Annotated in this window: 26 protein-coding genes; 19 read left to right on the top strand and 7 right to left on the bottom strand. The window is 34.6% G+C overall.

Features of this window, described 5'->3' with window-relative positions:
• The first annotated feature begins 1,232 nt into the window (after positions 1 to 1,232).
• The 4 genes from ACNQGB_RS05230 to arsB are packed head-to-tail and all read left to right on the top strand — an operon-like array spanning position 1,233 to position 3,746.
• Positions 1,233 to 1,565 carry an ArsR/SmtB family transcription factor gene (locus ACNQGB_RS05230; RefSeq protein ID WP_309755909.1) on the top strand — a complete coding sequence of 111 codons (333 nt, stop codon included), beginning with the start codon at positions 1,233 to 1,235 and terminating at the stop codon, positions 1,563 to 1,565.
• Between the two features lie 19 nt (positions 1,566 to 1,584).
• Entirely contained in the window at positions 1,585 to 2,055 is a 471-nt protein-coding gene (locus ACNQGB_RS05225; protein WP_417943828.1) for a DUF6428 family protein, read from the top strand.
• A 15-nt stretch (positions 2,056 to 2,070) separates the two neighbouring features.
• Entirely contained in the window at positions 2,071 to 2,706 is a 636-nt protein-coding gene (locus tag ACNQGB_RS05220; RefSeq protein WP_417943827.1) for an arsenate-mycothiol transferase ArsC, read from the top strand.
• On the top strand, positions 2,706 to 3,746 hold the full coding sequence (gene arsB / locus ACNQGB_RS05215) for an ACR3 family arsenite efflux transporter (RefSeq protein WP_417943826.1): 1,041 nt from the start codon (positions 2,706 to 2,708) through the stop codon (positions 3,744 to 3,746). Before ACNQGB_RS05220 ends, arsB begins: the two co-directional genes overlap by 1 nt.
• Before the next feature lie 196 nt (positions 3,747 to 3,942).
• On the opposite strand, the gene ACNQGB_RS05210 is transcribed toward arsB, so the two are convergent.
• A complete protein-coding gene (locus ACNQGB_RS05210) occupies positions 3,943 to 4,905 on the bottom strand; it encodes an arginase (RefSeq protein WP_417943825.1) in 963 nt (320 codons plus the stop codon).
• Positions 4,906 to 4,916: 11 nt separating this feature from the next.
• Entirely contained in the window at positions 4,917 to 6,200 is a 1,284-nt protein-coding gene (rocD, locus tag ACNQGB_RS05205; protein WP_417943824.1) for an ornithine--oxo-acid transaminase, read from the bottom strand.
• A gap of 222 nt (positions 6,201 to 6,422) precedes the next feature.
• Here rocD and ACNQGB_RS05200 point away from each other — a divergent pair, with 222 nt between their 5' ends.
• The 5 genes from ACNQGB_RS05200 to ACNQGB_RS05180 all read left to right on the top strand — a co-directional run bounded on the left by ACNQGB_RS05200 (position 6,423) and on the right by ACNQGB_RS05180 (position 12,133).
• Positions 6,423 to 6,875 carry an Lrp/AsnC family transcriptional regulator gene (locus ACNQGB_RS05200; protein WP_309755918.1) on the top strand — a complete coding sequence of 151 codons (453 nt, stop codon included), beginning with the start codon at positions 6,423 to 6,425 and terminating at the stop codon, positions 6,873 to 6,875.
• Positions 6,876 to 6,891: 16 nt separating this feature from the next.
• Complete coding sequence (locus ACNQGB_RS05195) at positions 6,892 to 9,087, top strand: penicillin acylase family protein (protein ID WP_417943823.1); 2,196 nt, start codon at positions 6,892 to 6,894, stop codon at positions 9,085 to 9,087.
• A gap of 112 nt (positions 9,088 to 9,199) precedes the next feature.
• Complete coding sequence (locus tag ACNQGB_RS05190) at positions 9,200 to 9,970, top strand: dienelactone hydrolase family protein (RefSeq protein WP_417943822.1); 771 nt, start codon at positions 9,200 to 9,202, stop codon at positions 9,968 to 9,970.
• 114 nt (positions 9,971 to 10,084) lie between these two features.
• Positions 10,085 to 11,113 (top strand): DUF3667 domain-containing protein, encoded by a 1,029-nt coding sequence (locus ACNQGB_RS05185; protein ID WP_417943820.1) that lies wholly within the window; start codon positions 10,085 to 10,087, stop codon positions 11,111 to 11,113.
• Positions 11,114 to 11,119: 6 nt separating this feature from the next.
• Positions 11,120 to 12,133 carry a M28 family peptidase gene (locus ACNQGB_RS05180; protein WP_417943819.1) on the top strand — a complete coding sequence of 338 codons (1,014 nt, stop codon included), beginning with the start codon at positions 11,120 to 11,122 and terminating at the stop codon, positions 12,131 to 12,133.
• A gap of 193 nt (positions 12,134 to 12,326) precedes the next feature.
• On the opposite strand, the gene ACNQGB_RS05175 is transcribed toward ACNQGB_RS05180, so the two are convergent.
• On the bottom strand, positions 12,327 to 13,370 hold the full coding sequence (locus tag ACNQGB_RS05175; protein WP_417943818.1) for an RluA family pseudouridine synthase: 1,044 nt from the start codon (positions 13,368 to 13,370) through the stop codon (positions 12,327 to 12,329).
• The gene (locus ACNQGB_RS05170; RefSeq protein WP_417943817.1) at positions 13,360 to 13,983 is read right to left on the bottom strand and encodes a PASTA domain-containing protein; all 624 of its coding nucleotides are present in this window, start codon (positions 13,981 to 13,983) and stop codon (positions 13,360 to 13,362) included. Before ACNQGB_RS05170 ends, ACNQGB_RS05175 begins: the two co-directional genes overlap by 11 nt.
• A 213-nt stretch (positions 13,984 to 14,196) precedes the next feature.
• Between ACNQGB_RS05170 and ACNQGB_RS05165 the strand changes: the two genes are divergently transcribed.
• The 6 genes from ACNQGB_RS05165 to ACNQGB_RS05140 all read left to right on the top strand — a co-directional run bounded on the left by ACNQGB_RS05165 (position 14,197) and on the right by ACNQGB_RS05140 (position 17,683).
• Positions 14,197 to 15,171 (top strand): D-alanine--D-alanine ligase, encoded by a 975-nt coding sequence (locus ACNQGB_RS05165; RefSeq protein ID WP_417943816.1) that lies wholly within the window; start codon positions 14,197 to 14,199, stop codon positions 15,169 to 15,171.
• A 38-nt stretch (positions 15,172 to 15,209) separates the two neighbouring features.
• Entirely contained in the window at positions 15,210 to 15,434 is a 225-nt protein-coding gene (locus ACNQGB_RS05160; protein ID WP_417943815.1) for a DUF433 domain-containing protein, read from the top strand.
• On the top strand, positions 15,431 to 15,775 hold the full coding sequence (locus ACNQGB_RS05155) for a DUF5615 family PIN-like protein (protein WP_417943814.1): 345 nt from the start codon (positions 15,431 to 15,433) through the stop codon (positions 15,773 to 15,775). Before ACNQGB_RS05160 ends, ACNQGB_RS05155 begins: the two co-directional genes overlap by 4 nt.
• 9 nt (positions 15,776 to 15,784) lie before the next feature.
• Complete coding sequence (locus ACNQGB_RS05150) at positions 15,785 to 16,477, top strand: DUF421 domain-containing protein (RefSeq protein ID WP_417943813.1); 693 nt, start codon at positions 15,785 to 15,787, stop codon at positions 16,475 to 16,477.
• A gap of 42 nt (positions 16,478 to 16,519) precedes the next feature.
• Positions 16,520 to 16,975, top strand: a complete 456-nt coding sequence (coaD, locus tag ACNQGB_RS05145) for a pantetheine-phosphate adenylyltransferase (protein WP_417943812.1) — start codon at positions 16,520 to 16,522, stop codon at positions 16,973 to 16,975.
• A gap of 129 nt (positions 16,976 to 17,104) precedes the next feature.
• Positions 17,105 to 17,683 (top strand): PhnA domain-containing protein, encoded by a 579-nt coding sequence (locus ACNQGB_RS05140; protein WP_417943811.1) that lies wholly within the window; start codon positions 17,105 to 17,107, stop codon positions 17,681 to 17,683.
• Positions 17,684 to 17,904: 221 nt separating this feature from the next.
• Here the strand turns inward: ACNQGB_RS05140 and ACNQGB_RS05135 are convergent, their stop codons facing one another.
• Positions 17,905 to 19,251: a DEAD/DEAH box helicase gene (locus ACNQGB_RS05135; RefSeq protein ID WP_417943810.1), complete on the bottom strand. Its 1,347-nt coding sequence runs from the start codon at positions 19,249 to 19,251 to the stop codon at positions 17,905 to 17,907.
• A gap of 157 nt (positions 19,252 to 19,408) precedes the next feature.
• Between ACNQGB_RS05135 and ACNQGB_RS05130 the strand changes: the two genes are divergently transcribed.
• The gene (locus tag ACNQGB_RS05130; protein ID WP_417943809.1) at positions 19,409 to 21,139 is read left to right on the top strand and encodes a M14 family metallopeptidase; all 1,731 of its coding nucleotides are present in this window, start codon (positions 19,409 to 19,411) and stop codon (positions 21,137 to 21,139) included.
• A gap of 154 nt (positions 21,140 to 21,293) precedes the next feature.
• Here ACNQGB_RS05130 and ACNQGB_RS05125 read toward each other — a convergent pair whose 3' ends face one another.
• The gene (locus tag ACNQGB_RS05125; RefSeq protein WP_309756086.1) at positions 21,294 to 21,893 is read right to left on the bottom strand and encodes an NUDIX hydrolase; all 600 of its coding nucleotides are present in this window, start codon (positions 21,891 to 21,893) and stop codon (positions 21,294 to 21,296) included.
• A 7-nt stretch (positions 21,894 to 21,900) separates the two neighbouring features.
• Here ACNQGB_RS05125 and pyrE point away from each other — a divergent pair, with 7 nt between their 5' ends.
• Together pyrE and ACNQGB_RS05115 are read left to right on the top strand one after the other, a co-directional pair.
• Positions 21,901 to 22,548 (top strand): orotate phosphoribosyltransferase, encoded by a 648-nt coding sequence (pyrE, locus tag ACNQGB_RS05120; RefSeq protein WP_417943808.1) that lies wholly within the window; start codon positions 21,901 to 21,903, stop codon positions 22,546 to 22,548.
• Positions 22,549 to 22,573: 25 nt separating this feature from the next.
• The gene (locus ACNQGB_RS05115) at positions 22,574 to 22,966 is read left to right on the top strand and encodes an SRPBCC family protein (protein ID WP_417943807.1); all 393 of its coding nucleotides are present in this window, start codon (positions 22,574 to 22,576) and stop codon (positions 22,964 to 22,966) included.
• Positions 22,967 to 23,076: 110 nt separating this feature from the next.
• On the opposite strand, the gene ACNQGB_RS05110 is transcribed toward ACNQGB_RS05115, so the two are convergent.
• Complete coding sequence (locus tag ACNQGB_RS05110) at positions 23,077 to 23,805, bottom strand: biotin--[acetyl-CoA-carboxylase] ligase (RefSeq protein WP_417943806.1); 729 nt, start codon at positions 23,803 to 23,805, stop codon at positions 23,077 to 23,079.
• Between the two features lie 97 nt (positions 23,806 to 23,902).
• Between ACNQGB_RS05110 and rsfS the strand changes: the two genes are divergently transcribed.
• Complete coding sequence (rsfS, locus tag ACNQGB_RS05105) at positions 23,903 to 24,274, top strand: ribosome silencing factor (RefSeq protein ID WP_417943805.1); 372 nt, start codon at positions 23,903 to 23,905, stop codon at positions 24,272 to 24,274.
• Position 24,275: the final 1 nt, after the last annotated feature.

Here is a 24,275-nt window from a genome sequence, read left to right as displayed (position 1 = left end):
TCGACTCAGTTCTAGTGGTTTTTTCAAATCTCTCGATTCTATTACTCTTATTCTTTTGTTTTAAGATTTCTCTTAAAACGGCTGTCAATTCAATATGTCTAGGAACGTATTATTCTTGTTTTTAAACTGAATTTATTTCAGTTTCCAACTCCTGGTTAACACTTGTTAAAGTGTTTCTCGAAGCGGGTGCAAAAGTAGAACTCTTTTTCGTTTCTCGCAAATGTTTTTTGAAGTTTTTTTAAAAACTTTCGTTTCGTTTTTCTTCAACTAAAATAAGGCCTAAACCCTATTCCCACTCACTCAAAATTTCTAAGAACTTACTCCCTTTCGGGGCAGCAAAAGTAAAACTTATTTTCCGCTCTGGCAAATCTTTTTTCGAATTTTATTCCGATTTTTTAAATCCGCTTTTCAGTATTTAAATATGAACTTCTGCCTTGTTGCGGGTGCAAAAGTACCACCTTTATTCACTTCTACAAGCTTTTTATTTACTTTTTTTTGCCTTTTTCTTAACTTATGTTTTAAATCACTGTAAACGTGAATTTTGTAAGTGAAGTTTTTTTCGCTGGTAAGCACACTACAAAGCAGAAGGTGATGAAATGGATAATAAAATGTGCTTTGCACACCTAAATACATGCGTATCTTAACTAGCTGTATTTCTTAAATCTTTCGGAATTCATTCTTTGTTTATGTTTGAAAAGCTCTTCCCTTTGTCTGAATCTCTCAAAATGGCCTGCCTTAACAGTATCCTAACCAAAAAACTACGCTAGATCGATAAAATGCTTTTCCTTACATACTAATCGCTTTTTCATTTTCTACTTTATATAGGGTAACTGATTTTGCGTTGGCGTTAGTTCTTATCCTCTGGATTGGACTGATTATCCTAAATATTCTGGGCTCGCGTTAGGGATAGCAGCGAATAGCCCACAGTTATGTGAAGTGCAACGGAACTTAACGAGGACTTGTAGCGTATAGCCCGACTCCTTATATATACAAAGGCGATTATCCTTTTCGATAATCGCCTTTGTATATATAAGGAGGAACGCCAAAAAAAACTAATCGAAACGTATCGCACTTACAGGCGATATCTTTGTTATTATATAGGAAGGGATTATGCATTTGTTTAGTGCGATTATTGACTTTGTAACTATTCAAGTCATTGTTATTAAAATTAGAAATTCTCCATTTGCTTATTTAAAGACAATATCGTAATATTGCAATATAAATATATACAGATGGGAATTACAAAAACAGAATGCTTTACAGAAGAGCAAAACCAATTGGCAACTTTAGCTAAGGCTTTAGGTCATCCTGCTCGAATTGCCATTATTCAACATCTCATCAAAGTGAACAGTTGTGTATGCGGAGATATTGTAAATGAACTACCACTTGCCCAACCAACCATTTCCCAACATTTGAAGGAGTTAAAGAATGCTGGTCTCATTAAAGGCAATTTTGAAGGTAATGCGATTTGTTATTGTCTTAATGAAGACGGATTTGAAACCCTAAAATCTTTTTTTGAACACATTGATCTGTATTTAGAGAATAAAAAAAATAAATGTTGCTAATTTTTAAATCATAAAAATCATGAGAATATCAGAAATTAAAGAACAATTGACCAATTTAGAAAATGTCACTTTTATGTTACCAAACGGAAGTTTTGTTCCAGAACATTTTCACGTAACTGAAGTGGGATTGGTTACTAAAAACTTTATTGATTGTGGTGGTCAAGTAAGGAATGAAACTGTGGTAAACTTTCAATTGTGGAATGCTAATGATTTTGAACACCGTTTGAAACCAAAAAAACTTCTAGATATCATAGCACTTTCAGAAAAAATATTAGGAATAGCCGATTTCGAAATTGAGGTAGAATACCAAGCTGAAACAATTGGTAAGTACGACTTGGGTTTCGAGGGAACAACATTTATCTTGATGAATAAACAAACTGCTTGCTTAGCTCAGGACCAATGTGGCATTCCAACAGAAAAGGAGAAAGTGAAATTATCCGAAATTTCCAGCCAAACTAATAGTTGCGTTCCTGGTGGTGGATGTTGTTAATTTTAAAACTGTATTATGAAACAGACCAAAAGCATTCTATTTCCAGAAATAGAAAAAATAATTCAGAGCTTACAATTTGAAACCATAACAGGGGAACGAAAGAGTATTTTGCAACCATTAGTTGATTTCATTCAAAACAAAGTTTACAATCAAGAAGATATTAGGCTCAACTTAATTTGCACTCATAATTCTCGAAGAAGTCATCTATCACAAGTTTGGGCGCAAACGGCAGCGGCATATTACAACATAAAAAATGTATTTTGCTATTCTGGTGGTACCGAAGCAACTGCTTTATATCCTATGGCAGCACAAACATTGGAGCAATCTGGCTTTAAAATTAGTGTCATTGCAGCAGGAAACAATCCTATTTATTCGATTAAATATGCAGAGAATACACATCCTGTTATCGGATTTTCTAAAAAATACGACGACGAATTTAATCCGAAAAGTGAATTTGCGGCGATTATGACGTGTTCTCAAGCGGATGGCGGCTGTCCTTTTATTGCTGGCGCTGACAAGCGTATTCCAATTACATATGAAGATCCGAAAGCATTTGACAACACACCTCAACAAGCTGCGAAATATCAAGAACGCAGTTTACAAATTGCAACCGAAATGTTATATGTATTCTCCCAAATAAAATCAGAATAATGGCTTCTAAAAAAAGATTGAATTTTCTTGACAGTTACCTAACGCTTTGGATATTTTTGGCAATGGCTATGGGTGTTTCCATTGGTTACTTTATTCCATCCAGCAGTGCTTTCATCAACTCCTTTTCTAGCGGAACCACAAATGTTCCCCTTGCAATTGGATTAATATTGATGATGTACCCGCCTTTGACTAAAATTGATTTTTCGAAAATACCCTTAATGTTTGAAAAGCCTAAATTACTCACCGCTTCCTTTTTTATTACTTGGATTATTGGTCCATTCTTAATGTTTTCACTGGCGACATTCTTTTTGAAAGATTATCCAGAATACATGACCGGTTTAATCATAATTGGTATCGCGCCTTGTATTGCAATGGTTATTGTCTGGAATGAACTGGCAGAGGGAAATAGGGAATTAACGGCGGGATTAATCGGAATTAATAGTTTGCTTCAGGTATTTTTTTTTAGTTTGTATGCTTATTTTTATTTGGAAATCATGCTGCCATTATTTGGAATAAAAGGATTAGAATTGAATATAACCGTTGTTCAAATCGCAACAACAGTTGGTATTTATTTAGGAATTCCATTTGCATTAGCGGTAATTAGCCGTTATGCTATCAAAAAATTCATTGGTGACAAATGGTTCAATCAAAAATTTATTCCTTTTGTTTCTCCTATTACTTTGATAGCTCTGCTTTTTACGATCGTAGTCATGTTTAGTTTAAAGGGCGAAATGATTGTAGACTTGCCATTGGATGTGATTCGAATCGCTATTCCGTTAGTAATTTTCTTCACTATTATGTTTTTTCTAATGTTTTTTATTTCCAAAAAAATCGGTGCCAATTATCGGGATGCCGTTGCGCTTTCCTTCACCGCATCAGGTAATAATTTTGAATTGGCAATTGCCGTTTCAATAGGAGTTTTCGGAATCAATAGCGGACAAGCATTTGCAGGCGTTATAGGGCCATTAGTTGAAGTTCCAGCTTTGATTATTTTAGTGAATGTTTCTTTTTGGCTAAGGAAAAATTACTATAGTAAATAGTACCTACACTAAAAAATTAGTTGATCAGTAAGAATTAGTGAGTATTGTGCCAGTCTGAAAAATCGATCTGTCTCAAATATTTAAATAAATCCCGCACTTTAATTTTTACAAAATATTTAGGTTAAAATAATTTTATAAAAAATCCCGAAATCTACATTTTTGATTTCGGGATCTTTGTTTTTTATTGAAATATTAATTATTCTAAAGGTAGCAACAGCGTTGATGTAATAGCTTCTAATACTTCAAAAGCAGTTTCTGCCATCTTATTTCCTTTGGTATCCAACAAAGGATTTACCTCCACGAATTCGATACAAACCACTTTTTTGGTTTCAATAATCTGATTGATAATCGCTATAATTTCATACTGATCAAAGCCTTTAGGCACTGGCGTACCGGTTCCGTATGAAATCATATCACAATCCATAGAATCCACATCAAAAGAAATATACAATACTTCGCAATGCGCTACTTTTGATAAAGCTTCAGCTACGCAGGTTTCTAAACCTCTATATCGCACTTCACCAACCTTGTAGTTTTTAATATTTAATTTTTCAATTTGCTTATCCTCTTCTTCTTCGGTGTCACGAACACCAAAATAAATTAGATTTTCAGCTAAAACTTTAGGTCCATTGTAGCCTAAATTTTTCATTTGCTCCCAATGAACTTGCGTTTCGGCTGGTACCTCATTATTCTGACAACTTAAATTATCATCAGCAAGAGCAGCAGATAATGGCATTCCGTGAATATTTCCCGATGGTGATGTATATGGCGAATGCAAATCAGCGTGTGCATCGATCCAAAAAACGCCTATGTTTTGCTCTGGGTACGCCGCTTTAATACCGCTCAAAGTACCTAATGCTGAGGAATGATCTCCTGATAATACAATAGGAAAATACTTGCCTTCAAGATTTTTCTTTACTGCATAGCACACTCGAGTGCACTGCTCTACAACGTGCTCAATCCTTTTTGCTGATGAACTACGGTTTTTATCGTAAATAGATTCGTTATGTGTTTTGACATCTTCAAACTCAAATTGATTGAAAAAGTCACTGTTTTTATTAATTGCAGCTATTTCAATAGCATCAATCCCTAAGTCTGATCCCCGAGTACCAGCACCAATGTCCGACCTATTCTTTATTAATTTTATCGTTTTTCTCATGGTTTTATATCTTATCTAAAATCGTTTAAAGCTCTTTCGATGATAGCCAAACATTCCTGAATTTGTGATTCGGTAATAACCAATGGCGGTGCAAATCGAATTTTGTTACCGTGCGTTGGCTTTGCCAATAACCCATAATCTCTAAATTTCATACAAATATTCCAAGCCATATCAGACTCTTCATCGCAATTCACTACGATTGCATTCAAAAGTCCTTTCCCTCTGACTAAAGTAATTATTGGATTTCTAGCGGCTATTTCATTCAATCCCGCTCGTAGAATTTCTCCTAAATGTGCTGCGTTTTGTGCTAAATTCTCTTCATTCACTACATCAAGTGCAGCAATAGCTACAGCTGCTGCAATTGGATTTCCTCCAAAAGTAGAACCATGCTGTCCAGGTTGAATCACGTTCATGATGTGATTGTTTGCTAAAACTGCTGAAACAGGATAAACTCCACCAGAAATCGCTTTCCCTAGAATTAAAATATCTGGTTTCACTTCTGGCGTATTTTCGCATCCCTTTTTACAATTACAATTGCCACAAGTAGCTAATAATCGTCCAGTACGCGCAATTCCTGTTTGCACTTCATCTGCTATAAATAGTACATTGTGCGCTTCGCAAAGTGCTTTGGCTTTGGCCAAATAACCTTCACTTGGAACATAAACTCCCGCCTCTCCTTGAATAGGTTCAACTAAAAATCCAGCAATATTAGTTGTTGATTTTAATGCTGTCTCTAAAGCATCTGCATCATCATAAGGAATTTTAATAAAACCAGCTGTAAATGGTCCAAAGCTTTTTCGTGCATTTTCATCATTTGAGAACGAAACGATAGTAGTAGTTCTTCCGTGGAAATTGTTTTCACAAACAATTATTTGAGCTTGGTTCTCGGGAATTCCTTTAACTTCATACGCCCATTTTCTACATAATTTTAAAGCAGTTTCAACTGCTTCTGCACCAGTATTCATTGGTAAAACTTTATCAAACCCAAAATACTTTGTTATATATTCTTCAAAAGGGCCTAACTGATCGTTGTAAAAAGCACGTGATGTTAAGGTAAGTGTTTGTGCTTGTTTGATCATGGCACTTACAATCTTCGGGTGGCAATGCCCTTGATTGACAGCAGAATAAGCAGAAAGGAAATCATAATATTTTTTTCCGTCTACATCCCAAACATGAACGCCTTCGCCTCTTTCTAAAACGACTGGTAAAGGATGATAATTATGTGCTCCATGTTGACTCTCTTTAGCAATCAGCGCTTCAGATTTTAATGAAAGGTTTTGTTCTGTATGTGTCATGATTTTTATATTTAAAAGCTTTAGAATACAAAATTAGATTTTTTTTTTAATTTTACAATAAAAATAATTTTTTTGACTTTATAAACAGGCTTAATTAAAAATATTTAATTAATTTAGACTAAAATTAAGTCATTTCTAATTTTTAAGTCTAATTAAAACTCGTTCAAAAACAAGAGAATTACACTTTAAAAAAACACAAATATCATTTATAATTGCACCCTCATGAACATAATAGACGAATTCGATATCAATATTATTAAAGAACTAGAAAAAGATGGAAGAATGGCATATTCAGCAATAGCTACGAACCTTAAAATTTCGAATACCATGGTGCATCAACGCATCAACAGACTTATTGAACAAGGAATTCTTACTGGAATAAAACCTATTATTAATGAAAAAAAAGTTGGTTATGATTGGGGATCTTTTACAGGAATTACCTTAAATAAAGACCAAGACTCGGATCGCATTATTGAGGAACTTAAAAAAATTACTGAGATAACAGAGTGCTACTACATCACTGGATCATTTACACTTTACATAAAAATCATTGCTAAAGATCATGAACACATGCGAAAAGTGCTTTATGAAAAAATTGATACTATTCCCGGTATTGCCAAAACTGATTCGATTATTGAATTGGGGTGTGCCTTTAAAAGAAATGTGAGTCTTTAACATAATTTACTACCTAATGAAACATCTTAAAAGTTATTTAATATTAATCGTTTTCAGTATTAGTTTCTCCCTATTTGCTCAAAAAATTACTACTGCTGAAATAGTAAGGCTACAAAAACTTGCCCAACAAGTAACCATAACAAGAGACAATTGGGGAATTGCACATGTAGATGGCAAAACGGATGCAGATGCCGTTTTTGGGATGTTGTATGCGCAATGTGAAGATGATTTTAAACGAGTAGAACTCAATTATATTGAAAAATTAGGCCGTCTTGCTGAAATCAAAGGGCAATCTGTTTTGTACAATGATTTAGAAATTAAACTCCTGATAGATATCGAAGACGCCAAAGCTGATTATAAAAAAGCAGCCCCGTGGTTAAAAAAATTATTAAACAGTTACGCAGACGGCATCAATTATTACTTGTATAAACACCCCGAAGTTAAGCCCGCTTTATTAACTCATTTTGAACCTTGGTTTCCTTTGCTTTGGACTGATGGAAGTATTGGAGCCATAAGCACTGCGGATCTTTCTACCGGTGAACTCAAAGCATTTTACTCTGGAAATACGGAGAAGGTAGCTTACATAGAACGGGAGAAAGACGTACAAACTGGCTCTAACGGATTTGCTATTGCTCCATCAAAAACAGCTTCGGGGAATGCCATGTTATACATTAATCCGCATACTACGTTTTATTTTAGACCTGAAATTCAAGTAAGTAGTAACGAAGGTTTGAATGCTTACGGAGCCGTTACTTGGGGGCAGTTTTTTATCTACCAAGGTTTTAATGAAAATTGTGGCTGGATGCACACTTCTTCTAATGTAGATGTTGCCGATATGTATGCAGAGAAAATTGTGACTAAAAACAACAAATTATTTTATGAATACGAAAAGAACCTGCTTCCCATCATCGAGAAAAAAATAACCATTAAGTATATTGAAAACGGAAAACTGATACCCAAAACCTTTACCACTTATTACACCAATCATGGTCCTATAATGGCTAAAAGAGACGGAAAATGGATCGCTTTAAAATCTAACAATCGCTCGATGAAAAGCCTAGAACAAAGTTGGACACGTACCAAATCGAAAAGTTTTGATGATTATAAAAAGGCAATGGATCTAAAGGCCAACACCTCAAACAATACTGTTTACGCGGACAAAGAAGGAAATATTGCATACTGGCACGGAAATTTTGTTCCAAAGAGAGATAAAAAATTGAATTGGTCTAAAGTAATGGATGGCACAACCGCCACTACACAGTGGAAGGGTTTGCACGACGTTTTAGAAACGGTTCATTCCTATAATCCTGAAAACGGCTGGTTACAAAATTGCAACTCAACACCGTATTCTGTAGCTGGTGTCAATAGTCCAAAAGAAGAAAACTACCCGCCATATATGGCTCCTGATGGCGAAAGTTTTAGAGGACTCAATGCTATACGCCTACTAAGTAAAGGCGATAACTACACACTCGACAAATTAATAGCTGATGGTTATGATACCAAATTAACCGCGTTTGAATATTTAATTCCAGCTTTGATAACTAATTTCGAAGAAAATATCAAACCTGACAATTCATTATATGCTGAAATGATAGCACCAATAACTGTATTGAAAAATTGGGATTATTATGCCCGAGAAAATTCGATAGCGACAACACTTGCTGTGGAATGGGCATATCAACTGGATCCCATTATTCAGAAAGTGTACACGAACCAAGGCGAACAAGATCAGGTTGAAAACACGATACAATTTGCTAAAACTGCAACATCAGATCAATTAATTCCTCAGTTGCAACGCGTGATTTCTGAATTGAGACTTAAATTTGGTACTTGGGAAATTCAATGGGGAATAATAAATCGTTTTCAAAGACCGAATGGAGACATCAACCTACAATATAATGATGCTGCAGAAAGTTTACCCGTGGCATTTGGACCAGCGATATGGGGAAGTTTACCAGCTTATAAAAGCAACTATCAAAACGGAAGTAAAAAACGCTATGGTAGCAATGGTAATAGCTTTGTTTGCGCAGTTGAATTTGGGCCAAAAGTAAAAGCCAAATCACTACTAGCAGGAGGAAACAGTGGCAATTCACAATCGAAACATTTTTATGATCAAGCCGAAATGTACCAAAAAGGTCAATTCAAAGACGTTTTATTTTACAAAGAGGACATACTGAAGCATGCTGAAAAAATCTACCATCCCGGAGAATAAAACATTAAATTCCCAGCATAAGAATTAAATATACAGCTATAAACTAAAAAAATCATATTATTTCTCTTGTGAAATAATTAGTGAGACATTTGTAAAATTAAAACAAACAAATATGAAAAATATAATTTTTACATTTCTAGGAATAGCACTCTTCTCTACTAGTGTCAATGCACAGTTAAAACCAGTTCAATACACTGATGGCTCTCAAAAATTAAATGGATTGGCAATTGCTCCCAAAAAAGCAAGTAAAACCAATGCAGGAATTCTAATCCTTCCAGCTTGGAAAGGAATCGACACCCACGCCAAACAATCAGCTGAAAAGCTTTCAAAAATGGGATATTATGCATTTGTAGCTGATATATATGGTGAAGGAAACTATCCAAAAAATACACAAGAAGCAGGAAAACAAGCTGGATATTACAAAAATAATGTTGGCGATTACCAAAGACGCATTCAGTTGGCATTGGACCAATTGGTAAAATCAGGAGCAAATCCAGATAATATTGTAATAATAGGGTACTGTTTTGGTGGTACAGGCGTTCTGGAAGCAGCTAGAGCCGGTATGCAAGTTCAAGGCGTAGTATCCTTTCATGGTGGTTTAGGACGCGATGCCGCCAGAGTAAACAATGCAATAAAAGCGCGAGTTCTAGTACTTCATGGTGCAGATGATTTATATGTTCCTGCAGCTGAAGTAACAGCATTTCAGCAAGAAATGAGAGATACGAAAGCAGATTGGGAAATGATTTATTACGCTGACTCGGTTCACGCTTTTACAGACCCCGAAGCTGGAAATGACAACTCAAAAGGAGCTGCTTATAATGCAAAAGCAGACAAGCGTTCTTGGGAGCGTATGAATTCTTTTTTGAAAGATGTGTTGAAATAATATATCAAAAATATTTTTATTAAACAGTATAAGTTCCGTTTTTTTGTTAGTTTTATACCTTAAAATTCAACAAAAATTTAGAATTTATACTGTTTTTTTATGTCTAAAAGTAAAATGAGAAACGACAAAACATGTCTCAATTGCAGGTATGTGGTCGAAAATAGATTCTGTCCTAATTGTGGACAAGAAAATACTGATACCCGAAAAACGTTTCATCACCTTTTTATTCATTTTTTTGAAGATCTTACTCATTACGAAAATGCTTTTTGGAGAACCATAAAAAATTTATTATTCAAACCAGCTGCTTTAACCAAAGAATATCTCTCAGGTAAAAGATTGTCTTATTTAGCTCCGGTTCGGCTTTATATTTTTATTAGTTTTATCACTTTTCTATTGATTGCTATTTTCCCTGGTGAAATCAATTCTTCAGAAAAAACTATCGAAAAGAAATCCACCATTACCACCAAAAACAAATCGTTTCAAAATACCATAACCAAAAATGATTCGATTAAAAAGAACCAAACTGATTCAAAAGAAGACAAAGATTCCATTAAAAACAATAGTGCGGTTGTTGACGAGGAATATTTTAGCTATAAATCAGTTCGAGAATTAGATTCGATACAAAAACACGCACCTGAGTCGGAAAAATTATCCGATTTTAGTTTTTGGGCCAACAGGAAAGTCCAAATTGTATTAGACAACAACCCAAAAGGAGACCTATTTAAAAAATTCACAGAATCATTCATCCATAATTTTTCAAAAGTCCTTTTTGTATTCATGCCTATTTTTGCTTTTTCCCTCTGGCTATTCCACAATAAGAAACGCTGGTATTACTTTGATCATGGAATTTTCACCTTACATTACTTTTCCTTTTTGTTATTACTCTTTTTGTTGCTGTTCCTGATAAACAAAGGATTGACGCCATTTTCAGAATCGAGTCTCGTTTCTTTCATACAGATACTAATTAATTTTATTGGTATTGGATGGATGTTTTATTATTTCTATCCGGCGCACCGCCGTTTTTATGGGGAAACTCGCTTTATCTCCTTTATAAAATGTAGCCTGCTATTTTTTATCAATTTCATACTAGTCTCTATTATATTATCACTTTTTGCTCTTTATACATTTATCAATTTACATTAAAAAATCATGAAAAAATTTTCTTTACTAGGTTTACTTATCGTTTTAACGAGTAGCTGTACCTCTCAAAAAATCAGTACCGCCGTTACTGAACCTACAAAATACATGAATACCATTACCGCAGATGAATTAAAAACTCACTTGTATATTGTAGCTGCAGACGAGATGGAAGGTCGCGAGACCGGTTCAGCAGGACAAAAAAAAGCAGGTGTTTACCTTATTGATCAATACAAGAAAAACGGCATTCCCTATCCTACTATTGCCGCTGACTATTATCAAAAAATTCCAGCTGCATTCCTAAATGCCAAGTACAATGAGAACCTACCCGATTCTGAAAATATCTGGGCCTTTATCGAAGGTTCCGAAAAACCAAATGAAGTATTGGTAATTTCTGCACACTACGATCACGTGGGAGCACGTAATGGAGAAATTTATAATGGTGCAGATGATGATGGTTCTGGAACAGTGGCATTATTAGAAATTGCACAAGCATTCCAAATGGCGAAAAAAGCAGGAAATGGTCCTAAAAGATCTATCCTTTTTCTTCATGTTACTGGCGAAGAACACGGCTTGCATGGTTCTCGTTATTACTCTGAAAATCCATTGTTTCCTATTGCAAACACTATTACTGATATTAATATTGATATGATAGGCCGCCGTGATGAAGCACATGCTGGAAGTAACAACTACGTTTATGTAATTGGCGCAGATCGTCTTTCAACTGATTTAGATGCTATTTGTACCACTGCAAACGCCACTTACACTAAACTAGATTTAGATTACAGGTTCAATGATCCTAAAGATCCAAACCATTTCTATGAGCGTTCTGATCATTATAACTTTGCTAAATTAGGAATACCATCTGTTTTTCTTTTTAATGGCGTTCATGCTGATTATCATAAACCTACGGACAGTCCAGACAAAATAGAGTATGATGCTTTGGCTAAAAGAACACAATTTGCATTTGTAACTGCTTGGGAACTGGCCAATCGAGAAAACAGACCTGTAGTAGATAAAAAATAATACATACAAAAGCATTTCCTAACTTTCAATAGAGATGTATTTAAGCTAAGAAGTCTCAAATTCTCCCAATAAAATCGAGAGAATTTGAGACTTCTTTTTGAAAAACTATTGCGAGCATATAATAATAGTTTCAAAATATAATGTACCACGATTAAATCCACAAAAAAAACCCCAATACGGGGCTTCTCATATTTTATTCTTCTACTTCGTCTGTACCATTCGATTTTGAATAGCCTCGCCATTTCTCGATACAATCCTGTAAATCCTGCGGAAGTTCTGTGTCAAAACGCATCAGTTCACCAGTTGTAGGATGAACAAAACCTAAAGTTTTAGCATGTAAAGCTTGTCTTGGTAGCGCTTTAAAACAATTGTCTATAAACTGTTTGTATTTGGTAAACGTAGTTCCTTTCAAAATCAAATGACCACCATAGCGCTCATCGTTAAATAATGGATGTCCTATGTGTTTTAAGTGTGCACGAATCTGGTGTGTTCTACCGGTTTCTAGTTGGCACGAAATCAACGTTACATACCCAAAACGCTCTAAAACTTTATAATGCGTTATTGCTGGTTTACCTATTTCAGGGTCAGCAAAAACCGCCATTTGCATGCGATCTTTCAAGTGTCTTGCTAAGTTGCCTTCAATAGTTCCTTTATCCTCAATTACATTTCCCCAAACCAAAGCTACATATTCTCTTTCCGAAGTTTTGGCTTCAAATTGCTTAGCTAGATGTGTCATCGCTGCTTCGGTTTTAGCGATCACTAATAAACCCGAAGTATCCTTATCAATTCTGTGAACTAACCCAGGACGTTCGCTGCTGTTCATTGGCAAATTATCAAAATGATAGGCCAATGCATGTACCAAGGTTCCAGTATAATTCCCGTGACCAGGATGAACCACCATTCCTGGCAATTTGTTAATCAATAAAAGGGTATCATCTTCGTACACAATATCAAGCGGAATATTCTCCGGAATAATATGGTTTTCATATGGAGGATGGGTAAGCATTACGCGAACCACATCATTGGCTTTTACCTTGTAATTTGATTTTACCGTAGCATCGTTTACAAAAATATTTCCTTCGGTTGCTGCAGTTTGTATTTTATTGCGAGTCGCATTTTGTATCAGGCTCATCAAGTATTTATCAATTCGCAAGGATGCTTGGCCTTTGGGAACTTCAAATCTAAAATGTTCAAATAACTCGTCTTCTAAATCTATTATATCTATATTATTGTTCATCAACTGGTGTTTCTTCTATTGGTGCAGCTAGAGTATCTGCCGCACTTTCTTCTTCTTCATAACTCATTTTTCCATCTCCTAAAACCAAATCAATTTTAGATGATTTCAAAACACGGTCTCCTACTTTTAGGTTCCTTCCTTTAAAACGCATTTCCAATACCATGTCTTTACCCAGATTTGGAACATACGTAATAGTACCCTCCTCAAGTCCTAATGCTTTCAGTGTAGGAACTGCTTCACGATACGTTTTTTCGATTAAATCAGGAATTCGTACAGATGAAAAACCTGACGTATTTATTTTAATGTATATTTTTCGACCCACTTTAACCATAGTCCCTGGTGACGGATCTTGTTCCACAACACTATACTGCGGAAAATCGCTTCTATAATCCACACTATCCAAAAGGACATAATCTAAATCCATTTCATCTAGCTTTTCCTCCACTTGCTCTTCAGTCAATTTACTTAAGTTTGGAACCGCAATTTCGTGACCATGATCCGTTGTAAACGTCAGCCAATGCATAAACAAATACCCCAAAGCCGCAATGATGGCTATTGCAATTAACATTTGTATAAGAAAAACACGACTAGTTAGGTACTTACGTAAACTCATAAATTTATTTTTATATGTGGCAAAGATAAAGCTATTTCGTTTCAAAAAAAATGATAATTTTGTTTAATCGTTTTTAGGATTAGTACTGATGATTTTCAGGAGCTATTTCCCGCTATTCGCTTATATCTTTGCTTTTTTAAAGAAAAAAAACAAAGGATATCGCTGCTATCGGGGCTAAAAACAAATCGTTTTCACAACAATTATCCTATAAAAATGAAAAATATAGCCATCATCATGGGCGGATATTCCAGCGAGTATAAAATCTCACTTATCAGCGGAAACGTCGTCTATCAATTTCTGGACAAAACAAAATACAACGGATTCCGAATTCATATTTTTAAAGAAAAATGGGTCTATGTTGATGCTAATGACGCTGAATTCCCTATCGATAAAAATGATTTTTCTGTAACCGTTAATGGAAACAAAATCACTTTCGACTGTGTTTTCAATGCCATTCACGGAACACCAGGAGAAGACGGATTGATGCAAGCGTATTTCGAATTATTGCATATTCCGCAAACATCCTGCGATTATTACCAAGCCGCATTAACGTTCAACAAACGTGATTTATTATCTGTTTTAAAACCATACGGAATAAAAACCGCAACATCTTATTACTTAAACAAAGGCGACGCCATCAATACAGACGAAATTGTCGCTAAAGTTGGTTTGCCTTGTTTTGTAAAACCCAATAAAGCCGGTTCTAGTTTCGGAATTTCAAAAGTAAAAACTGTTGCCGAATTGCCAATCGCGATAGAAGTCGCTTACAAAGAAGACAATGAAATCATTATAGAAAGTTTCCTTGACGGCACCGAAGTTTCTGTGGGAGTGATCAATTATAAAGGAACTGTAACTGTACTTCCAATAACTGAAATTGTTTCTGATAATGATTTCTTCGATTATGAGGCCAAATATTTGGGTAAATCTCAGGAAATCACACCGGCAAGAATCTCAGACGAAATGACCCAAAAAGTGAGCGAAATAGCCAAACGCGCTTACGAAGTACTCAAAATGAAAGGCTTCTCTAGAAGCGAATTTATATTGGTAAACGGAGAACCACACATGCTGGAAATGAACACCATTCCAGGACTAACAACAGAAAGTTTGATTCCGCAACAAGCCAAAGCCGCCGGAATTTCACTGGAGGATTTGTTTACTAATGCGATAGAATTGGCTTTGCCCGAATAACTGATTATTTCGTTAACTTTGTATAAAACAAAATTCTCATGATCGATTACAAACAATATATCGCAATAAATTCAGAAATTCGTTTTGGTAAACCAACAATAATTGGAACCAGAATTACAGTTTTTGATGTTTTAAATTGGCTGGCAAACGGAATGACAACGAATGAAATCATCGAAGACTTTCCGGAACTTGATGAAAATCAAATCAAAGCTTGTCTTGCTTACGCAGCCGATAGAGAACACAAAATTCAAATCGCATCGTGAGTTTATTGTTTGACCAAAACATTTCTTTTAGAATTATCTCTAAAATTGAAGCAAATTTCCCTGAAGCAAAACAAGTCAGACAACTCGGAATTGAAAATTATTCCGATATTGAAATATGGAAGTATGCCAAAGAAAACAAATTTACTATCGTAACTTTTGATGCCGATTTTTTTGATTTATCCAATTTTAAAGGTTTTCCACCAAAAATAATTTGGTTGCGTTTTAGAAATACCAAAACTGATTTTCTGGCAGATCTATTAAACTCAAAAAATCTACTGATCAAAGATTTTATAAATGCAGATGAATATTCGCAAATAGCCTGTTTGGAGGTTACCAATTAAATTTTAGTTATGACAGAAATCTTTGAATGGAACCGATTATTATACAATGACTTACCAGAATCCTTTCTTTTAGAAGTCATTTTCCGTTCTACCATAATGTTTACCGTTTTATTGCTGACATTAAAAGTAGCTGGAAAACGTGGCGTGAAGCAATTGTCTGTTTTTGAAACAGTTATCATTATTGCTTTAGGATCTGCAGCCGGAGATCCCATGTTTTATGAAGAAGTTGGTATCATCCCTCCGATAACCGTATTTCTAGTTATCATACTTTTGTACCGATTAGTCACTTGGCTCACCGGAAAAAGTAAACGATTTGAAGAGTTTATAGAAGGGAAAACCGAATGTATTATCAATGAAGGAAAATTTTCAATTGCAACTTTCAAAAAGGAAAGTCTCGCACAAGATGAATTCTTTTCGGAACTCCGTATGAAATCAATAGAGCATTTAGGACAAGTAAAAAATGCCTTTATGGAAACTAGCGGCGAGGTCAGTGTTTTCTATTATGAAGATCATGAAGTGCAACCAGGCTTGCCAATTTTACCTTTTTTATTTAAACTAAAAAGTAAGACAATCCCAACAGACGGGATTTATTCCTGTACCTTTTGTGGCAATACAGAAAGTCACAAACCAGGAAATGCCCTATGCAACGTTTGTGCAAAATCTGAATGGGTCGAATCAATTAAAACACTTCGAAAAACCTAGTTCAATCTAACGAAAGTCAATGCGATTTAATTACCATATAAAATGAGAAAAGCAATATTCCCGGGTTCATTTGACCCAATCACTTTAGGACACGAAGACATCATCAAAAGAAGTATTCCGTTATTTGATGAAATCGTAATTGCTATTGGAATCAATGCCGAAAAAAAATACATGTTTTCGCTGGAGGACAGAAAGCGTTTTATTGAAGAAACCTTCAAAAACGAACCTAAAATTTCGGTAATTACTTACGAAGGATTAACTACTGAATTGTGTAAAAAATTGAAAGCAGACTTTATCTTGCGTGGTCTTCGCAATCCCGCCGACTTCGAATTTGAAAAAGCAATCGCCCATACCAATCGTCGTTTATCAAAAATAGAAACTGTATTTTTATTGACAGCCGCAAAAACCTCGTATATCAGTTCCAGCATCGTGAGAGATGTAATTCGTAACGGAGGAGAATATGAAATGCTGGTTCCCGATGCTGTTCGTGTGAAATAAATTTAAAGAGATTTTGTCAAGTCGAGCGCAGTCGAGACTAAAAATCAGGTCTCGACCGCGCTCGACTTGACAACAATAATACTAACCAAAATAAGAAATAACTTAGCGTAAAAATAAAAGCCATTAAACATGAGTATAGAAAGAGAATTAAGTAAACGCAGCGGATCGAAATGTGAACTTTGTGGTACAACAGAAAACCTAGAAGTATATCAAGTTTTACCAACTAAAAAAGGCGTACTTGATGAAAGTATCATGGCTTGCAATACGTGTATTGACCAAATTGAAAATCCAGATAACATAGATTTAAATCATTGGAGATGTTTGAATGACAGCATGTGGAGCGAACATACAGCGGTACAAGTTGTCGCGTGGAGAATGTTAAGCCGTTTGCGTGGTTTTGGTTGGCCTCAGGAATTATTGGACCAAATGTATTTAGATGAAGATACTTTAGTTTGGGCACAAGCAACTTGTGAAGGTGAAGAAGACGAAACAAAAGTAATTCACCGCGACAGTAATGGCGTGATACTGGCAACTGGTGACTCAGTCGTCTTAATCAAAGATTTAAAAGTAAAAGGTTCCAGCATGGTAGCTAAACAAGGAACTGCAGTCCGTAACATACGTTTAGACCATGAAAACGCCGAATATATTGAAGGAAAAGTAGATGGTCAGACTATCGTTATCATAACAAAATACGTTAAAAAAATATAATTCTTTTTTAGTGAAAAGTGAATGGTAAGAAGTGAATGGTTACTATTTTAGATTTACAATTACCTCCAAAAGAATCATTTTTTAATATAAAAAATCGTTAGCAGTAACACTTTACTACTAACGATTTTTTTATAAACATTATAAAAGGAATCAGTACTTTTTTCACAATTCGCGATTCACCACTCACTTTTCACTTTTCACTTCTCACTTCTCACCACCCACTACTCTTCCTCTTTCTTAATCACTTTTCTAGCGACTTCGATTTTGAATTTCTTGCCTTTCATTTTCTCGTCTTTAATGGCGTGCAGCAAGTCTTTAACTTTATTGAATTTTACGGCAGCAAATGAAATAAAATCTTTCACTTCGATTAATCCTAAATCGCCTTTTTCTAGTTTTCCCTTTTGAGAAAAGAAACCTACAATATCAATTTTATTCAATTTATTTTTCTTTCCGCCACTGATATAAATGGTTTGAAATTCAGGTGGTTTTGGTAATGAAGTGGAGTTTTCCACTTTCAAAACTTCTATGCTATAATCAATGTAGTCCATTTTTTTCTCACTTTCATGAGCAATGATATAGGCAGTTCCTGAAGCTAACATACGTGCTGTACGTCCGTTTCTATGGGTGAATTCGTCTTCTTTAGATGGCAAATGATAATGAATAACATGATTCATTTCTGGAATATCGAGTCCACGGGCAGCCAAATCGGTGGTGATTAAATAACTCACACTTCCGTTTCTGAACTGGATTAGCGCGCGTTCTCTTTCATCCTGAACCATTCCACCATGATAATAGGTGGCGTAAATTCCTTTTTCGTTCAATGTATCACTAATACGTTCTGCAGCATCACGATGGTTGCAAAAAACTATTGCCGACTGTGATTTCAATGAACAAATCAAGTTGAATAAACTTACAATTTTGTCTTTTTCTTTCGAAACGACCATTTTCATCGAAAGATTCGTCTCTGCTACATTTTCTGGAATAAAATCCAAAATAGTTGGGTTCACGACTCTTGTGTATCTTGGAATCTCAATATCAGAAGTTGCCGAAACCAAAACACGTTTGTTTAGCTTAGTTAATTTCCCAATTATAAATGACATTTGCTCATGGAAACCCAGCTGCAAGGATTTGTCAAATTCATCCAAGATTAAAGTTTGGATTTTATCTACTCTGAAAGTTCTTCTGTCGATATGATCTGCAATTCTACCTGGAGTTCCTATTAAAACTGCTGGTGGATTACTTAAATTCTTGATTTCAGTATCTATAGAATGTCCGCCGTAGCACACATTTACTTTATAATCCGTTCCCATTTTTTTCCAAACCTGCTCAATCTGCAATCCTAATTCTCGTGATGGAACCAAAATTAAACATTGAACCGATTGAATTTCGGGTTGTAACATTTCTAAAATAGGCAACAAAAAAGCTAAGGTTTTACCAGAACCTGTTGGCGAAAGTAATAAAACATTATTGTCGTTCAGGATTGTATCTTGAGCGACTTCCTGCATTTCGTTCAGACTTTCGATGCCTAAATTTAAAAGTATATTGTTGGAATGGTGATTCTTATTCATTTTTTCAATTTGGTGCAAAGGTAATTTTTAATTGCGAGTTATGAATTTTGAATTATAAATTTTCATTATTTTAAATTGGACGTTTCCTTTTCTCATGATCATTTCTATACGTATCGAAAAAAAGCTACATTTGATATTCCATTAAAAAAACCGAAATATGAGATTTTGCACATTCCTTTTTATACTATTCTCCATCTGTTCATTTGCACAAAAAACGAATAAATACGATACTTTTTTCGAAAAAGGGAATGGAAATCAATCGGCTTCCTACCAAGAAACAATTGCTTACTACAAACTTTTGGCAGATGATTTCCCAACTGTAGAAATGAAAAAAATGGGATTGACCGATAGTGTCGAACCATTGCACATGGTGGTTTTTAATCCTGAAAAGCAATTTGATTTTGGAACCATCCAAAAAAATAAAGCCGTAATTCTGCTCAATAACGGCATACACGCAGGAGAACCAGACGGGATTGACGCCAGTATGCAGCTGTTTAGAGATTTAGCTTTGGGGAAAATCAAAGCGCCAAAAAACACTATTATCGTTTGTATTCCAGTCTATAATATTGGTGGTGCATTAAACAGAAATTCTACTTCAAGAGCCAATCAAGATGGACCAGAAGTGTATGGTTTTCGTGGCAACGCCAGAAACTATGATTTGAACCGAGATTTTATTAAATCAGATACCAGAAACACCAAGAGTTTTGTTGAAATATTCCATACCATAAATGCCGATGTTTTTATTGACAATCATGTTAGTAATGGCTCCGATTACCAATACAAACTCACCTATATTATGACGCAGCATAACAAATTAGGAACCGTTTTAGGTGATTTTTTAAATTCAGAAATGATGCCAGCATTAGTTCAAGATCTACAAAAAAAGAACATCGAAACTACTCCTTATGTTAATGCTTTTAATGATACACCTGATAAAGGTTTTGGTCAATTTTTTGAAAGTCCACGATTTGCAACCGGATATACTTCGCTATTCAACGCGATTGGATTTGTAGTGGAGACACACATGCTAAAAAAATATGCAGATCGTGTAAAAGTAACTTACGAATATATGCGTTCCGCAATTGATTTCACTGATGCTAATTATCAAAAAATAAAACAACTCCGTTTAAAGAATGAAGAGCAATACAAACCCCAAAAATCATATACTATAAAATGGGAAATTGACACTTCCAAAACGCTGCCATTCTCCTTTTTAGGATACGAAGCAGGGTACAAAAAAAGTGATGTTACCACTGGAAATCGCTTATATTATGACCGCACAAAACCCTATAAAAAAGACATTCCGTACAGCAAAGAATTCAAATCTGTAAAAGAAATTATCATTCCAAAAGCGTATCTTATTCCTAAGGGATTCTGGCCTGTCATTGATTTATTAAAAAGCAATACTATTTCATGTAGCCAACTAAAAAATGACACCATCATTGAAGTAGAAAGCTACAAAATAGCAGATTACAAAACTGCAAATTCCGCATACGAAGGACATTATTTGCACAGAAATACCGCAGTAACTTCTAGTATAGAAAAGGTGGCTTTCGCCAAAGGAGATTACATGATTCTTACACAACAAAAAGGAATTAAATACCTACTTGAAACATTGGAACCAGAAGCAATGGATTCTTTTTTCAATTGGAATTTTTTCGATACTATGTTACAGCAAAAAGAAGGCTATTCCGATTATGTTTTTGAAGATTCAGCAACTACAATTTTAAAAGAAAATCCAAAACTAAAAACCGAATTTGAGCAAAAAAAACAGGATGACTCCAAATTAATGGGCAATCCAGAAGCGCAACTGGACTGGATTTACAAACATTCAATCTATTATGAAAAGGCACATTTGCAATACCCAGTATATCGTATTGTGAAATAATAACTTGAGTTTTTCAGTTCTAATTATCGAAGATAAAAAGGCTTAATTTTGAATGTTTAGAAAAAAATAAATTTTACTAATTTACACTAATTATTTCGTGGCAGTTAGTGAAATTTATCTGTACACTATACTAATTGATGGTGTTAAAAACATTTTAAACTTTATATTCTTCTTCAAACAATAATTTGATATTTTCGTAGGAATTTTTTAAAGCCTCTTTTATTTGCTCTGGATTCATCCAAGCAACCTTTTCGATTCCTTCTTCCAACTGACCTTGTGGTATTCCTTCAAAATCAGATTGCATTTCGAACCAATGGGTAATTTTCAATTTATATTTGCCATTACGTCTAAAAACATGATAGGTTTTTTGAAGTTTATGAGATATTGACAACCTATTTACACCTGTCTCCTCCTCTACCTCACGCATGGCAGTGGCTTCAATTTCTTCTCCTTTTTCAATTCCGCCTTTTGGCAAATCCCATTTTCCGTTTCTAAAAATAAATAAAACCTCACCTTTTTTATTATAAACCAATCCACCGCCAGCTTTGGTAACAGGGATTTTTGCTTTTAAAGTCTTCAATATCAAGCTCTCGTCAGGATGATACAAATAGGCTTTATTAATTTTATTTTGAAATATTTTTACAATAAGTTGCTCAATATCAATACTCTCTAACAAGAATAATTGGAAATCCGTCTCCTTAGAGATGTGATTTGTCAAAAAAAGTGGTTTGTCGTTAACAAAAACTTTATACATTTGTATTATGATTTTTAATAAAGATACAGCCGAAAAAACAGCCGAATTTCTATTGCAAATAAATGCAATTAAATTGAATCCAAGAAATCCTTTTTCATGGGCTTCCGGTTGGAAATCACCTATTTATTGTGACAACCGATTAATCCTCTCATTTCCAGCAGTAAGAAATTATGTTCGGGATGAATTTTCGAAAAATATTGAAAAACAATTTGGTAAACCAGATGTAATTGCCGGCGTTGCTACAGGAGCAATAGGAATTGGCATGCTAGTAGCTGAAAGTATGGGCTTACCATTTGTATATGTTCGTCCAGAGCCCAAAAAACATGGCAGACAAAATCAAGTGGAGGGTTTTTTACAAAAAGGACAAAATGTAGTTGTAGTCGAAGATTTAATTAGCACTGGAAACAGTAGCTTACAAGCCGTTGAAGCTTTGCGCCAAGCCGGTGCCAATGTGAAAGGCATGGCTGCTATATTCACATATGGGTTTGCTGTTTCGGAAGAAAATTTTAAAAATGCTAATATTGATTTCTTTTGCTTGAGCAACTATCAAAATTTATTAAATTTAGCTGTTGCCAAACGGTATATCAGTGAGGAGGAAGAGCAAACTTTAAGAGAATGGAATGAAGGTCCTTCTACTTGGACCATTGAAGTTTAAACAATCAAATTAATACGATATAAAAATGAACTTAGAGAGTCCGAAAGTTACCGTGCAAAAATCAGCTCAACAATTGTTTGACTTATTGAGTGATGTGAAGAATTTTGAAAAATTAATGCCAGAAAACATTGCGAAGTTTGAAGTTATCGGCGAAGATGCTTTTATTTTTGGATTGAAAGGGATGCCTGAAATAAAATTAAAAATGAAAGAAAAAGTGGCTCCAAACAAAATCGTTTTGGGTGCAGCTAGCGACAAACTTCCATTTACTTTGATTGCAAATATAGATTCAATTTCCGATAGCTCTAGCGAAGTAAAACTAGATTTTGAGGGAGATTTTAACCCAATGATGGCAATGATGATCAAAGGACCTATCGGTAAATTTATTGAGACACTTGCTGCAAATATGGTGAACTTATAAACCACTACCTAGAAATACTAAAAGCGAAAAGAATTTTACAATAGTATAATTTTTTTCGCTTTTTACATTTTAAATTTTTTGAAACAACTACTGTTTCTTTTGTATTCACATTAATACAACATCTGGATCTCTTTGATATCAAACTCTCTAATACTATCATCTTCTAGGAGCACTTGCAGCTTACCTATCGATGAAACTCCCTGAATAATTCCCATAAAATTTTGTTTATTTTGATCCGAAAAAGGCATCGGTATACCTTTTTTATACAATTTAAAACTATATTCTTCCAACAATGTTGTGGTGTCTAGTTTGCACGCTTTTACTTTTTTTTCCATTGCATTACATATAGAATAAAGAATTTCTTCTTTATCAAATAATATGTCACAAATAACAGCTAGCGAAGATGCTTTAGGTAACATTTCAAAATTAGTTTGATTCACATTGAGTCCTAAACCAACTATAGAATGGATTGTCCCGTCGCTTTTAATAACATTTTCAATCAAAATGCCACCTATTTTTTTATTGTATGACATTATGTCGTTCGGCCATTTTATACTAAGATTAGGAATATTGTACAACTCTAATGCTTCAATAACTGCTAGAGAAACGATACTATTAAGATTAAAAATATCATAAATATCTTTTAAAAAGTCTTTAAGCAAAATACTCATTATTAGGTTTTTACTAGGCTCAGAGGACCAAACAGCGCCCATTTGCCCTTTTCCTTTTGTTTGAGAATCAGCAGTAACTACAATAAAATTTTCCAACTGCTGCTTATTTGATAATCCTTTGAGGAATTCGTTTGTAGAATCTATGGCACCGAGTTTGATTAACTTCATATACAGTTTTTTGTGAAACAGAATTTAATATTGTGTTAAGGTTCAAAAATAATCACAAAAAATGGTAACTTTACAGACTTATAAATAAAAATAATTCATGACGAAAAAGACTATAAATAATGACGTTCTGTTGGCGAACATCATTAAGGGGATAGAAGAGGTTAAAGGAAATGATATTGATATTCTTGATTTAAGAGAGATAGATACTGCAGTTTGCGATTATTTCATCATCTGCAACGGTAATTCAAACACACAAGTTAACGCTATAGTAAACTCTATTCAAAAAACAGTTTCTAAAGAATTAAAAGACAAGCCTTGGCATGTTGAAGGGACTGATAATGCCGAATGGGTACTTATGGATTATGTGAATATAGTTGTTCATGTATTTCAAAAACACATTCGTGAATATTACAACATCGAAAACTTATGGGGCGATGCTAAAATAACTACCATAGAAAACAAATACTAAA

This window comes from Flavobacterium frigidum (genome assembly GCF_048286795.2).
The sequence above is the reverse complement of the archived record's forward strand: the minus strand, read 5'-3'. Positions and strand labels throughout refer to the sequence as shown.

Coding starts and splice junctions, on each gene's coding strand:
- ACNQGB_RS05230 (WP_309755909.1), top strand. CDS start 1,233: ATGGGAATTACAAAAACAGAATGCTTTACAGAAGAGCAAAACCAATTG.
- ACNQGB_RS05225 (WP_417943828.1), top strand. CDS start 1,585: ATGAGAATATCAGAAATTAAAGAACAATTGACCAATTTAGAAAATGTC.
- ACNQGB_RS05220 (WP_417943827.1), top strand. CDS start 2,071: ATGAAACAGACCAAAAGCATTCTATTTCCAGAAATAGAAAAAATAATT.
- arsB (WP_417943826.1), top strand. CDS start 2,706: ATGGCTTCTAAAAAAAGATTGAATTTTCTTGACAGTTACCTAACGCTT.
- ACNQGB_RS05210 (WP_417943825.1), bottom strand. CDS start 4,905: ATGAGAAAAACGATAAAATTAATAAAGAATAGGTCGGACATTGGTGCT.
- rocD (WP_417943824.1), bottom strand. CDS start 6,200: ATGACACATACAGAACAAAACCTTTCATTAAAATCTGAAGCGCTGATT.
- ACNQGB_RS05200 (WP_309755918.1), top strand. CDS start 6,423: ATGAACATAATAGACGAATTCGATATCAATATTATTAAAGAACTAGAA.
- ACNQGB_RS05195 (WP_417943823.1), top strand. CDS start 6,892: ATGAAACATCTTAAAAGTTATTTAATATTAATCGTTTTCAGTATTAGT.
- ACNQGB_RS05190 (WP_417943822.1), top strand. CDS start 9,200: ATGAAAAATATAATTTTTACATTTCTAGGAATAGCACTCTTCTCTACT.
- ACNQGB_RS05185 (WP_417943820.1), top strand. CDS start 10,085: ATGAGAAACGACAAAACATGTCTCAATTGCAGGTATGTGGTCGAAAAT.
- ACNQGB_RS05180 (WP_417943819.1), top strand. CDS start 11,120: ATGAAAAAATTTTCTTTACTAGGTTTACTTATCGTTTTAACGAGTAGC.
- ACNQGB_RS05175 (WP_417943818.1), bottom strand. CDS start 13,370: ATGAACAATAATATAGATATAATAGATTTAGAAGACGAGTTATTTGAA.
- ACNQGB_RS05170 (WP_417943817.1), bottom strand. CDS start 13,983: ATGAGTTTACGTAAGTACCTAACTAGTCGTGTTTTTCTTATACAAATG.
- ACNQGB_RS05165 (WP_417943816.1), top strand. CDS start 14,197: ATGAAAAATATAGCCATCATCATGGGCGGATATTCCAGCGAGTATAAA.
- ACNQGB_RS05160 (WP_417943815.1), top strand. CDS start 15,210: ATGATCGATTACAAACAATATATCGCAATAAATTCAGAAATTCGTTTT.
- ACNQGB_RS05150 (WP_417943813.1), top strand. CDS start 15,785: ATGACAGAAATCTTTGAATGGAACCGATTATTATACAATGACTTACCA.
- coaD (WP_417943812.1), top strand. CDS start 16,520: ATGAGAAAAGCAATATTCCCGGGTTCATTTGACCCAATCACTTTAGGA.
- ACNQGB_RS05140 (WP_417943811.1), top strand. CDS start 17,105: ATGAGTATAGAAAGAGAATTAAGTAAACGCAGCGGATCGAAATGTGAA.
- ACNQGB_RS05135 (WP_417943810.1), bottom strand. CDS start 19,251: ATGAATAAGAATCACCATTCCAACAATATACTTTTAAATTTAGGCATC.
- ACNQGB_RS05130 (WP_417943809.1), top strand. CDS start 19,409: ATGAGATTTTGCACATTCCTTTTTATACTATTCTCCATCTGTTCATTT.
- ACNQGB_RS05125 (WP_309756086.1), bottom strand. CDS start 21,893: ATGTATAAAGTTTTTGTTAACGACAAACCACTTTTTTTGACAAATCAC.
- pyrE (WP_417943808.1), top strand. CDS start 21,901: ATGATTTTTAATAAAGATACAGCCGAAAAAACAGCCGAATTTCTATTG.
- ACNQGB_RS05115 (WP_417943807.1), top strand. CDS start 22,574: ATGAACTTAGAGAGTCCGAAAGTTACCGTGCAAAAATCAGCTCAACAA.
- ACNQGB_RS05110 (WP_417943806.1), bottom strand. CDS start 23,805: ATGAAGTTAATCAAACTCGGTGCCATAGATTCTACAAACGAATTCCTC.
- rsfS (WP_417943805.1), top strand. CDS start 23,903: ATGACGAAAAAGACTATAAATAATGACGTTCTGTTGGCGAACATCATT.